An 11,523-nucleotide genomic window follows, 5' to 3' on the forward strand; every position below is an offset into this window, starting at 1 on the left:
CTACAGTGAACTCACTAGTTCGTACATTAAAGGAGGATCTTGGTGACCAGTCATCTCATCGGCCTGGTCGGCACCGGCATCGGGCCGTCGCTGAGCCCCGCGCTGCACGAACGGGAAGCCGATGAACTCGGGCTGCGCTATCTCTACCGGCGGCTCGACCTCGACGTGCTGAGGATGCCGATCGGCGAGGTACTGGCCGCCGCGCGGGCCACGGGTTTCGACGGGCTCAACATCACGCATCCGGTGAAGCAGCGGGTGCTGCCGTACCTCGACGAGATCGCCCCCGACGCCGCGGCGCTCGGCGCGGTGAACACGGTGGTGTTCCGCGAGGGGCTGGCGACCGGGCACAACACCGACGCGACCGGGTTCGCCCGCAACCTCACCCAAGGGCTGCCCGACGCCGACATGGACACGGTCGTCCTCCTCGGCGCGGGTGGCGCGGGCGCGGCCGTGGCCCACGCCCTGCTCTCGCTGGGAACCGGGCGGCTGATCGTCCACGACGTCGACTCCGTGCGCGCCGGGACCCTGGTGGCCGGACTGCGGAAGCGTTTCGGTGACGACAGGGCACTTTCCGGCTCCCTTGACGACGTCCGGGTCGCTGACGGTCTCGTCCACGCCACCCCGACCGGGATGGCCGCGTATCCGGGATCGCCGGTTCCCGTCGGGTCGCTGCGCCCGGGGATGTGGGTCGCCGACATCGTGTACCGGCCGCTGGAGACGACGTTGCTGAAACAGGCGCGGGAGCGCGGATGCCGGACGTTGCACGGCGGCGGCATGGTGGTCTTCCAGGCGGCGGACTCCTTCCGCCTGTTCACCGGCGCGGAACCGGACGCCGACCGGATGCTCCGGCATTTCGAAGCGCTGGAAGGGAAACCCGCCCATGTCTGGTGACACCGCCATCGCCACCGTCTGCCTGTCCGGCACCCTCGAGGACAAACTCACCGCGGCCGCCGCGGCCGGGTTCGGCGGTGTCGAGATCTTCGAAAACGACCTGATCGCGTCACGGCGGTCGCCGTCGGAGATCCGGCGGCTCTGTGCCGATCTCGGACTCAGGATCGATCTCTACCAGCCTTTCCGCGATTTCGAGGCGGTGCCGCCGGACGTGCTCCGGGCGAATCTCCGCCGGGCGCGCCGGAAGTTCGACCTGATGGCCGAACTCGGGGCGGACACCGTCCTGGTCTGTTCGTCGGTATCGCCCGACGCTGTCGATGACGACGACCTCGCCGCTTCGCAGTTGCATGAGCTCGCCGAAGCGGCAGGGGAGCGCGGAATCCGCGTCGCCTACGAAGCGCTGGCGTGGGGCCGGTTCGTGAACACTTACGAGCACGCGTGGCGCATCGTCCGGCGGGCCGATCACGCGGCCCTGGGGGTCTGCCTCGACAGTTTCCACATCCTTTCGCGACGCAGTGATCCCCGCGCGATCCGGACGATCCCGGGGGAGAAGATCTTCTTCCTGCAGCTGGCCGACGCGCCCCTTCTGGACATGGACGTGCTGCACTGGAGCAGGCATCACCGGCTCTTCCCGGGCCAGGGCGCGTTCGACCTGGCCGCGTTCACCGGTCATGTGCTGGCAACCGGTTATCAGGGGCCGCTTTCGCTGGAGGTCTTCAACGACGTCTTCCGGCAGGCGGATCCGCGTCCCGCGGCCGTCGATGCCATGCGCTCCCTGATCGCCTTGCGGGAATCCATTGGCACGCTTGAGGTTCCCGCGGCGCCTCGCTTGGACGGGCACGCGTTCGCGGAGCTCTCCGTTCCGGGAACGGTGCTCGCGGCTCTCGGTTTCACGCACGCCGGAACACACCGCACGAAGCCGGTTCAGCTGTGGCAGCAGGGATCGGCGCGGGTATTGGTGAACGAGACTACCGAGGGCGGCGCCATCAGCGCTCTTGGCTTGGTGAGTGCGGACCCGGCCGGATCCGCGCGGCGTGCGGAGACGTTGCTCGCGCCCGTGTCGTCCCGCTCCGCCGTCGCCGCGCCGGACGGGACCGAAATCGTTTTCTGCGACAACGATGAATGGCTTCGCGACTTCGTTCCGGCCGAGACGGCTTCAGCGGGCATGGGAATCACCGGCATCGACCACGTCGCTCTGACACAACCCTTCGACCACTTCGACGAGGCGACACTGTTCTACCGTTCGGTGCTGGGGCTGAGGCCTGACGCGGTCTCGGAGTTCGCGGCGCCGTTCGGCCTCGTGCGCAGCCGGTCGGTCGGCGATCAGGACGTTCGTCTGACGTTGGACAGCGCCCTGGTGCGGCGAGGGGAGTGGGCGCCGGGAGTGCCTTCGCCGCAGCACATCGCTTTCGCCTGCGAGGACGCTCTCGCCGCCGCGCGCGCCATGAGAGAGTCTGGTGCGCCTTTGCTGGAGATTCCCGGGAACTACTACGACGATCTCGATGCCCGGTTCGATCTGCCTTTCGCCGCCGCATTGCGGGAGAACTCGGTGCTGTACGACCGCGAGTCGTCCGGCGAGTTCCTGCATTTCTGTACCGAGCTGGTCGGGTCACGGGTGTTTTTCGAGGTGGTGCAACGGATCGGCGGGTACCGTGGGTACGGCGTCGTGAACACGCCCGTCTACATGACCGCGCATCGGGAACGACGACTGAGTCTGGCGCGCTAGTTTTGTCGGTGGCCGGTTGTAGGTTCCGTCCGTGGCTAATTCCAAAGCCGAACTCTCGGCCGTACTCCAGGAAATGACCGATCCGGACCGTTTGGAGGAGATCAATGCTTTAGTGGGTTCCTTGGACGACAAGGATTCCGTGCAGGTCGCGAAAGAGGTCGGTGCCGCTCTCGCGCGCCTTGAGGCCGTCCGGTTCCGGGCTTTGTCGCGGTTGAGCGAGCTGCGTGGCGGCGCGCGGAGTGTGGTGCAGGAAGTGGCGATGAACCTGTTCCTCGTGGACGGTTTCGCCGGCTCCCTGGTGGCGACGGGAGTCGCGCTGACGTCACGGTTGCCGCAGACGTTGTCCTTGATGGATCAGGGAAAGGTAGGCGGTTTCGCCGCGCAGAAGGTGGCCGAGGCGACCGCGTGGCTGTCCGATGAGGACTCCTTGCTTGCGGACGCGACGCTGGAGTCGAGGCTGCCGGAGAAGAACAGCGAGCAGGTCCGCAAGGCGGCGAGCTACGCGGCGATGAAGGCCGACCGATCCGGTGCCGACAGGCACGCGACCGAACGCCGGAAAGGCCGTCGCCTGTCCGTGTCGCAAGGTGAGGCCGGAGTCGCGTCGATCGAGGTGGTGGACGGCCCGGTCGAGAAGGTCACCGCCGCCCACAAGCGAATCCACCGGGAGGCCCGCGCGCTGCGGAATCAAGGTGACACGAGGACGATGGACCAGCTCCGGGCCGACATCGCCTTGGACCTGCTTCTGGGTGGTCAGGGCGGGGTCTCCGAGCGCACCGAGGTGTTCCTGTACATGGACCTCGCCACGTATCTGGGCATGAACGACGATCCGGTGAAGATGGCCGGGCACGGCTACCTCCCCGCGGAGCTGGGCCGCCACATCGCCGGCGGGCCGAACACCGTGCTCCGGCGCATCATCACCGACCCGCTCAGCGGCCAGGTCCAAGACCTCGGCAGAACGCGGTATCGCCCCGACGCGGCGACGGCCGAGTTCGTGCGCGTGCGGGATCGCGAATGCCGAAGACCCGGCTGCGACCGGGCCGCCCACTCCTGCGAACTCGACCACTCGATCCCCTGGCAGTTCCAGGGTGAGACGAACGTCGCCGACCTGGTCAGCTACTGCACCCGTGACCATCGGCTGAAGGACGAACCCGGCTGGATCCACCGCCTCGACCCCGATGGCAGCCTCACCGTCACCACTCCTACCGGACACACCCACACCAGCACACCCCCGCCGCTGCACGAACCACGGCAGGGACGGCCGCCGTTCTGAGCCGTTGCCGCTGGACGGCGAATCGAGGGCTGGATATTGCTTTGCTGCTGGCTGTTGAGCCGTTGCCGCGAAACGGCGACGTTGAAGGCGGGATTCCGTGTTTCGAGCGCGCTTGGGTTCCTCTGCCGCATGGGTGAGTGCGTTGCCGCGAAACGGCTACGTGCGCGCGACTTGCCTGAGGCGCGTTGGGTGGCTGACGCAACCTTGGCCGCCGCCGGGTTCAAGCTCGGCGTTGTGGGCTGCGCGAAACGGAAAAGCTGCGGTTGGTTCACGCAGTGCGGGTGGCGTGTTGCCACCAAGTGGCGAAACTTGGATTCCGGTTCTTTGGTCGTCGCCGCAGAACGGCAACATCGGGCAGCAGGGCTTCCACCTCTGGATCCGTGAACGAGTTGCCGCGAAATGGCAACGGTCACGGGACCTTCCTGGCTTGCTCTGCGTTTGCCGACTACTTCACGCTGCGCGGCCGTTCGCAGCCACGAGAGGCGACACCGTGGCTGCCTGGTCGTTGCCGCGGAACGGCAACATCCCCATCCGAGACCAGCCGCGAGCCCTCCAGGACCAGCCCGCGTCCGGAACCCGGGCCCGCCAGGTCAGAACCCGATCGGCAGCCCCGCGTAGTTCTCCGCCAGCCCCGCCCTGCCCGCCTCACTCCGCGCCAGCCAGCGCAGTTGCGATAGCTGCAACTGCCGGTCGAACGGGTCGTCCGATCGGTGCAGCATCGTCGTCATCCACCAGGAGAAGTGCGTACACCGCCAGACCCGGCGCAGTGCGGTGTCGGAGTAGGCGTCGGCGAGCGCGGAGTCCTTGTCCCGCACCAAGGCCGTCAGCGCTGGGGCGAGGAGGGCGACGTCGGCGACGGCGAGGTTGAGGCCCTTGGCGCCGGTGGGCGGCACGATGTGCGCGGCGTCCCCGGCGAGGAACAGGCGGCCGTGGCGCAGGGGTTGCTGCACGAAACTGCGCATGGGCAGCACACTCTTGTCGGTGATCGGCCCGGGCGTGAGGGTCCAGCCGTCCTGGCCGTGGCCGAGCCGGGTCGCGAGTGCCTCCCAGATCCGTTCGTCGGACCAGGTGGCGATGTCGGTGCCGTTGGGCACCTGCAGATAAAGCCTGCTGACGGTGGCCGAGCGCATCGAGTGCATGGCGAAACCGTCGGGATGCCAGGCGTAGATCAGCTCGTCGGTCGACGGGGCGACCTCGGCGAGGACGCCGAGCCACGAGTACGGGTAGGTGCGCTCCCAAGTCTGCTTCGCGGCGTCGGGAATCGCGGTGCGGCAGGGCCCGAAGGAGCCGTCGCAGCCGACGACGACGTCGGCGTCCAGCCTCTCCGGTGTGCCGTCCGGGCCGGTGAAGGTGACGTAGGGCTTGTCGGTTTCGAGGTCGTGCACGGCGGTGTCGGTGACTTCGTAGTAAATCTGCTGCCCGGCAGCCGCGCGTGCCTTGCCGAGGTCCTTGGTCACCTCGGTCTGGCCGTACACGGTGACGCTTCGCCCGACCAGGTCCACGAAGTCGAGATGGTGCCGTTCCTCCGGCCATTGCAGGTAGATGCCGCGGTGTTCGTCGCCCTCGCGGTCGAGCCGGTCGGCGAGCCCGGCCTCGCGGAGGAGATCCACTGTGGACTGTTCGAGGATGCCCGCCCGGATCCGCGCCTCGACGTACTCGCGCGAGCGGGTCTCCACGATCACCGACTCGACTCCTGCCAGATCGAGCAGATGCGACAGGAGCAGGCCGGCGGGGCCGGCACCGACGATGGCGACTGGGGTGCGCATGACCGGAGTCTGGTCGCGTGGCCGACGAACTCCTAGCGTTCGCTTCCGCTCAGTGAAACTCGCAGGCTCCGGCCGATGCCGGCGGCCGCCACCTGGAGCGCGGAGACCAGCCGTGCCCGGCCGCGGCTCAGATCCGGGATGACCAGGCCGAGCGCCGCGACGACGTCGCCGCCGGTGGACGGCCGGATCGGGACGGCGACCGAGCAGGCACCCTGGCTCATCTCCTCGACGGTCTGCGCGTAGCCCTCGCGGCGGATGCGCCGCAACTGCTCGCGCAGCCGCCCGGGCTGCGTGATGGTGTACGGCGTGATGCGGGTCAGTGAGGCGAGCACCTGCCGCTGGACGTCCTCCGGGGCCCAGGCCAGCAGGACCTTCCCGACCCCGGTGGCGTGCAGCGGCAGCCGCCCGCCGATCCGGCTGACCACCGGCACCGACGCGTTCCCGGACAGCCGGTCGAGGTAGAGCACCTGGCCGCCGTCCCGCTCGCCGAGATGCACGGTGGCACCGGTCGCGCCGTAGAGATCCTGGAGGAAAGGGGCCGCGACCTGCCGCAGTTCGAACTGGACGGGGGCGAGCAGGCCGAGATCCCACAGCCGCCTGCCGATGGCGTAGCGATCCTCGCGCCGTTCCAGCGCGTCCAGGCTCACGAGTTCGCGGGCGATCCGGTGCGCGGTGGGCAGCGGCAGACCGGCGCGGTTCGCGAGTTCGGTCAGGGACAGCTCCCGGTGGTCGACGTCGAAGGCGCCGAGCAGCGCGAACGCCCGCGAGGTGACACTGGCTCCCGGCGTGGAGAGATTCCCAGGCATCCGGTCATTCTCTCACTGAGCGGAATCAGGGCAGGAGAGCCAGCCCGACCCACAGCCCGGCGACGGCGAGCACGATGGACGCCGGGACGGTGAGCAGCCCGAGCCGGGTGAACTCGCCCAGCTCGGCCCGGGTGTCGTGCCGGTGCAGGATCCGCCGCCACAACAGCGTGGCCAGCGAGCCGACGTAGGTGAGGTTCGGCCCGAGGTTGACCCCGATCAGCACGGCCAGCACCACCGGCGTCCCGCCCACGGCGGCGAGCGGCAGCAGTACGAGTACCGCGGGCAGGTTGTTGATCAGGTTGGCGAGCACGGCCGCCACCGCGGCGGCGCCGAGCAGCCCGAGGAAGGTGCTGGACGTCGGCACGAGGTGGCTGAGCGCCTCGTCCAGTCCGTTGTCGACGACGGCGCGGACCACGATCGCCAGTGTGAGCACGAACGCGAGGAAGGGGATGCTCGCCGAGCGCACGATCGCGGCGGGGGAGGTCCGCCGCTGCGCGAGGGCGCGGCAGGCCAGGACGGCGGCACCGGCGAACGCGGCCCAAGCGGGGCTGAGATCCAGCAGCGACGTGACCACGAACCCGGCCAGTGTGAGGCCGAGGACGACCAGAACGAACGTGGGGACCTTCCCGGCTGGGACCGCTTGTCCGCCGCGGGGCTTCGCTGCGAGGTCGGCGGCGAAGAACCGGCGGAACACCAGGTACTCGGTGAGTACCGCCGCGAGCCAGGGCAAGGTCATCAGCGCGGTGAACCGGAGGAACGAGATACCGGTCGCGGCGACGGCGAGCAGATTGGTCAGATTGGACACCGGCAGCAGCAACGAAGCCGAGTTCGCCAGATGCGTGCAGGCGTAGGCGTGCGGTTTGGCCCGCGCGCCCATCCTCGCGGCGGTGGCGAACACGACCGGGGTCAGCAGGACGACGGTGGCGTCGAGACTGAGCACGACGGTGACGGCCGCGGCCACGACGAACACCGCGGGCAGCAGCCGCCGCGGCTTTCCCCTGCTGAACCGGGCCATGAGCGTCCCGGCCGCTTGGAACAGCCCTTCGTCGTCGCACAAGCGGGCCAGAACGAGCACCGCGGCGAGGAAACCGACGACGGGGGCGAGTCTGGCCACCTCGTCGAGGGCGTCGGGAACCGAGATCGCCCCGACCGCCAGCACGATCACGGCGGCGGGAACGGCGGCGACGGCCTCCGGCAGACCGCGTGGCCGGATCACCGCGAAGGCCAGGACGACCAGCAGGAGCGCGATGGACACCATCTCGCCGGGAATGCCTGTCAGTGCGAACCTCCTCGGTGTGAAGCCGACTTCGGCAATCTAGGCTGGGCAGGGTGCGCGAGACGAACTGGGCGGGAAATCTGACCTTCACCGCGGAACGGATCCTTCGTCCGCGCACGGTCGAACAGGTCCAGGACGCGGTCGCCGGAGCGACAGCGATCAAGGCGCTCGGCAGCAGGCACTGCTTCAACGACCTTGCGGACTGTCCGGGCGGCATCCAGCTCGACCTGTCCGCGCTCGACACCGCGGTAGTACTCGACGCGCAGTCCGCGACGATCTCGGTGCCCGCCGCGGCGCGCTATGGCGACATCGCCGTTCAGGTGCACGCGGCCGGATTCGCGCTGGCCAACCTCGCCTCGCTGCCTCATTGCACGGTGGCGGGCACCGTCGCGACGGCGACCCATGGATCCGGACGGCGTAACCAGAGCCTCGCGTCGGCAGTGTCCGGTTTGGAGCTGGTCACCGCGAACGGCGACCTGCGGACCTACCAAGGGCACGACGGCGTGGTCGTCGGGCTCGGCGCGCTGGGCGTGGTGACGCGGCTGACCCTCGACCTGGTGCCGTCCTTCGACCTCCGCCAGGACGTCTTCGACGGTCTGCCCTGGGAGTCGGCCTACGAGCATTTCGAAGAGATCCAGGACGCGGGGTACAGCGTCAGCCTGTTCACGAACTGGGCCCGCGACGAGATCGACCAGGTCTGGGTCAAGGGTCCGGGACGGCCGGGCGCCGACTTCTTCGGCGCGAAGGCGGCGGACGGGCCGCGGCATCCGGCGCACGCGGCCGGCATCCGGGCGGACAACTGCACGCGGCAACTCGGGGTGGCGGGGCCGTGGCACGAACGGATCCCGCATTTCCGCCTGGACTTCACGCCCAGCGTCGGTAACGAGCTGCAGACCGAGTACTTCGTGCCCGTCCGGCACGCCGTCGCCGCGATGGAGGCGATGCGCGGGATCGGGCACCGGCTGGCGCCCGTCCTGCTCACCTCGGAGATCCGCACGGTCGCGGGAGACGACCTGTGGCTCAGCCCGTTCCACGGAGGCGACCGGGTGGCACTGCACTTCACCTGGCAGCCGGACGAGGACGCGGTTCGCGCCCTGCTCCCGGTGATGGAGGAACGCCTGGCGCCCTTCGGGGTCCGGCCGCACTGGGGGAAGCTCTTCCATCAGGCGGCGGACTACCCGAAGCTGGCCGATTTCCGGGCGCTGGCCGTCGAACTCGACCCGGACGGCAAGTTCCGGACGCCGTTCGTCCGGCGGAACGTGTTCGGGGAGCGCTAGTCCGACTGGGACCAGGCGGCGACGGGCAGGGAGAGGTACACGCCGACGTCGTCGATCCCGGTCGCGGATTCGATGCTCGTGCGGAGCAGGTCCACCCGTTCCTGGCGGTTGTCCGCCCGGCTGGGGAACCACTTGGACCGGACCTCGACCAGGAGGTCGAGCCCGAAGCGGTCGAACGGTCCCGGTCGACGGAAGCGCAGTTCGACGTCGCCCGGTTGCAGATCGCCGTCGTAGGGCTCCTCGGGGCACTCCACCGCGAGGGACACGAGATGCGGCAGAACCGAACCCAGCTCATGCAGCTTGGCTTCGGGAAGATGGGGCGAGTAGGTGATTTCCACGAGAGGCACGAGACCGAGCCTAGGGGAGCTAATCGCTCTGGGGGTCCCAGGACAGCAACCGGACCTTGCTGACCGTCTGGACGTGCCGGCGCATCGCGCTCGCGGCCGCCTTCGGATCGCCGTCGCGGATGGCGTCGGCGATCTTCCGGTGCTGGCCGAGCGATCGCGACGGCCTGCCGGGCTGACGCAGGGACTCGGTGCGGCTTTCCGCGATCTGCGCGTCGATCGAGCGCATGAACTCGGCCAGGAGGCCGTTGTTCGCGGCGGCGGTGATCGCTTCGTGGAACCGGCGATCGCCTTCGGCACCGTGCCCGCCCTCGTCGATCTCGGTCGCCATGAAGGCCAGCGCGGCGTCGATGGCGGCGAGGTCCGCGTCGGTCCGCCGCAGCGCGGCCAGTTCCGCGAGCTTGGTCTCCATCGCCTCGCGGGCTTCGAGTACCTCCGGAAGCCTGCTGCGCCGGGCGACGAGGACGTCGACCGGCTCGACGTCCAGAAGGTCGTTGCGCAGGTAGGTGCCCCCGCCGTGGCGGGACTCGAGGAGCCCCTGCACCTCCAGGACGACGATGGCCTGTTTGACCGACGCGCGGCTGACGCCGAGCCGCTCGGCGAGGTCGCGTTCACTCGGGAGCTTGTCGCCCGCGTTCAGGCCGGATTCCTCGACGTGCGCCTTGATCCGCTCGACGACCTGCTCGTAGAGCTTCGCCCGGTTCAACCGGCTCAACGCCTCCGGCACTGGCCCCCCTCGCTCGCACTGGACAAGTGGCTCAGCCAATTTACCACTCGTGGGTTGACAGGTGGTCGACGTCACAGGGAAAGTGGCTGAGCCACTAGTCCACTGAGCCGCCGGTTCTTTTGGCCGCCGCCAGGGCTCCCGCCGTCAAGGAGGACGGTCATGTCCGCCCAGCTGATCTCGATCCTCGTCCTCGTGGTGATCTTCACCCTCGCCACGACCCGCTCGATCAACATGGGGGCGCTCGCCTTCGCCGGCGCGTTCCTCGTCGGCACCCTCGCCGGCGGGCTGGACACCGACGGCATCTTCGCCGGTTTCCCCGGCGACATCTTCGTGGTGCTGGTGGGGGTCACCTACCTGTTCGCCATCGCGCGGGCCAACGGCACCACCGACTGGCTGGTGGCCGCCGCCGTCCGGCTCGTCGGCGGCCGCATCGCGCTCATCCCGTGGGTGATGTTCGTGGTCACCGGCGCGCTGACCGCGATCGGCGCGGTCAGCCCGGCGGCCTGTGCGATCGTCGCGCCGATCGCCCTCGGTTTCGCCGCCCGCTACCGGATCAGCCCGCTGCTCATGGGCGCGATGGTGGTGCACGGCGCGCAGGGCGGCGGGTTTTCGCCGATCAGCGTCTACGGCTCGATCGTCAACGGGATCGTCGAACGCAACAACCTCGCGGGCAGCCCCGTGGTGCTGTTCTTCGCTAGCCTGCGCATGAACCTCGCCATCGCGGCCGTCCTCTTCGTCGTGCTCGGCGGGACCAGACTGCGGCGCCGCCAGGTCGTGACGGCGGGCGGCGCGGCGACGGAGACCGACGAGGAACCGTTGCCGCACGAGCAGCGGATTCCCTTGGACGGCCCCAAGATCGTCACGCTGACCGGGCTGATCGCGCTCGTGGTCGGCACCCTCGTGTTCGACCTCGATCCGGGCCTGACCGCCATCACCGTCGCCGTCCTGCTGAGCGTCGTGTGGCCCAAGACCAGCCGTTCCGCCGTCTCCGAGATCACCTGGCCGACCGTACTTTTGATCTGCGGCGTGCTGACCTATGTGGCCGTGCTGAAGGAGATCGGCACCATCGACTACGTGGGCAACGCGGTCACCACCGTGGGGATCCCGCTGCTCGCCGCGCTTCTGCTCTGCTACATCGGCGGCGTCGTCTCCGCGTTCGCGTCCTCGGTCGGGCTGATGGGCGCGCTCATCCCGCTCGCCGTGCCGTTCCTGGCCCAGGGCACGATCGGGCCGGTCGGCCTGATCGCCGCGCTCGCGGTCTCGGCGACGATGGTGGACGTCAGCCCGTTCTCCACCAACGGCGCGCTCGTCCTCGCCAACGCCAAGGACGTCGACCGGGACAAGTTCTTCAAACAGTTGCTGGTCTACGGGGCGCTCGTGGTGGCCGTCGTGCCGCTGATCGCCTGGCTCGTGTTCGTCGTGCCCAACTGGGGCTGAGGA

At 69.1% G+C, this 11,523-nt stretch carries 10 protein-coding genes; 5 read left to right on the forward strand and 5 right to left on the reverse strand.

Annotated features, from left to right (window positions below):
- Positions 1-42: 42 nt before the first annotated feature.
- From ACLJPX_RS03185 to ACLJPX_RS03195, 3 genes are all read left to right on the forward strand, one after another.
- Entirely contained in the window at positions 43-891 is an 849-nt protein-coding gene (locus tag ACLJPX_RS03185) for a shikimate dehydrogenase (protein WP_410598633.1), read from the forward strand.
- A complete protein-coding gene (locus tag ACLJPX_RS03190) occupies positions 881-2,617 on the forward strand; it encodes a bifunctional sugar phosphate isomerase/epimerase/4-hydroxyphenylpyruvate dioxygenase family protein (protein WP_410598634.1) in 1,737 nt (578 codons plus the stop codon). Before ACLJPX_RS03185 ends, ACLJPX_RS03190 begins: the two co-directional genes overlap by 11 nt.
- Positions 2,618-2,690: 73 nt before the next feature.
- Positions 2,691-3,887, forward strand: coding sequence for a DUF222 domain-containing protein (locus ACLJPX_RS03195; RefSeq protein ID WP_410599087.1), 1,197 nt, complete (start codon positions 2,691-2,693; stop codon positions 3,885-3,887).
- A gap of 590 nt (positions 3,888-4,477) precedes the next feature.
- On the opposite strand, the gene ACLJPX_RS03200 is transcribed toward ACLJPX_RS03195, so the two are convergent.
- From ACLJPX_RS03200 to ACLJPX_RS03210, 3 genes are read right to left on the reverse strand one after another with little or no spacing between them, the layout of a single operon-like run.
- Entirely contained in the window at positions 4,478-5,653 is a 1,176-nt protein-coding gene (locus ACLJPX_RS03200) for a 4-hydroxybenzoate 3-monooxygenase (RefSeq protein WP_410598635.1), read from the reverse strand.
- 32 nt (positions 5,654-5,685) lie between these two features.
- Complete coding sequence (locus ACLJPX_RS03205) at positions 5,686-6,459, reverse strand: IclR family transcriptional regulator (RefSeq protein ID WP_410598636.1); 774 nt, start codon at positions 6,457-6,459, stop codon at positions 5,686-5,688.
- 25 nt (positions 6,460-6,484) lie between these two features.
- Complete coding sequence (locus ACLJPX_RS03210) at positions 6,485-7,717, reverse strand: SLC13 family permease (RefSeq protein WP_410598637.1); 1,233 nt, start codon at positions 7,715-7,717, stop codon at positions 6,485-6,487.
- Between the two features lie 71 nt (positions 7,718-7,788).
- On the opposite strand from ACLJPX_RS03210, the gene ACLJPX_RS03215 reads away from it, so the two are divergent.
- Positions 7,789-9,012, forward strand: coding sequence for an FAD-binding protein (locus ACLJPX_RS03215; protein ID WP_410598638.1), 1,224 nt, complete (start codon positions 7,789-7,791; stop codon positions 9,010-9,012).
- On the opposite strand, the gene ACLJPX_RS03220 is transcribed toward ACLJPX_RS03215, so the two are convergent.
- Positions 9,009-9,359 carry a hypothetical protein gene (locus ACLJPX_RS03220; RefSeq protein WP_410598639.1) on the reverse strand — a complete coding sequence of 117 codons (351 nt, stop codon included), beginning with the start codon at positions 9,357-9,359 and terminating at the stop codon, positions 9,009-9,011. The genes ACLJPX_RS03215 and ACLJPX_RS03220 overlap by 4 nt on opposite strands.
- Positions 9,360-9,378: 19 nt before the next feature.
- Positions 9,379-10,083: a FadR/GntR family transcriptional regulator gene (locus ACLJPX_RS03225; RefSeq protein ID WP_410598640.1), complete on the reverse strand. Its 705-nt coding sequence runs from the start codon at positions 10,081-10,083 to the stop codon at positions 9,379-9,381.
- A 159-nt stretch (positions 10,084-10,242) separates the two neighbouring features.
- On the opposite strand from ACLJPX_RS03225, the gene ACLJPX_RS03230 reads away from it, so the two are divergent.
- Positions 10,243-11,520, forward strand: a complete 1,278-nt coding sequence (locus tag ACLJPX_RS03230) for an SLC13 family permease (RefSeq protein WP_410598641.1) — start codon at positions 10,243-10,245, stop codon at positions 11,518-11,520.
- Positions 11,521-11,523 lie beyond the last annotated feature (3 nt).

It is taken from the genome of Amycolatopsis sp. lyj-90 (assembly GCF_046549035.1).
GTDB lineage: Bacteria > Actinomycetota > Actinomycetes > Mycobacteriales > Pseudonocardiaceae > Amycolatopsis.

Bases quoted from the DNA above. Each gene is read 5' to 3' on its own strand.
- ACLJPX_RS03205 (WP_410598636.1), bottom strand. From the start codon at position 6,459: ATGCCTGGGAATCTCTCCACGCCGGGAGCCAGTGTCACCTCGCGGGCG.
- ACLJPX_RS03210 (WP_410598637.1), bottom strand. From the start codon at position 7,717: ATGGTGTCCATCGCGCTCCTGCTGGTCGTCCTGGCCTTCGCGGTGATC.
- ACLJPX_RS03190 (WP_410598634.1), top strand. From the start codon at position 881: ATGTCTGGTGACACCGCCATCGCCACCGTCTGCCTGTCCGGCACCCTC.
- ACLJPX_RS03200 (WP_410598635.1), bottom strand. From the start codon at position 5,653: ATGCGCACCCCAGTCGCCATCGTCGGTGCCGGCCCCGCCGGCCTGCTC.
- ACLJPX_RS03195 (WP_410599087.1), top strand. From the start codon at position 2,691: ATGACCGATCCGGACCGTTTGGAGGAGATCAATGCTTTAGTGGGTTCC.
- ACLJPX_RS03230 (WP_410598641.1), top strand. From the start codon at position 10,243: ATGTCCGCCCAGCTGATCTCGATCCTCGTCCTCGTGGTGATCTTCACC.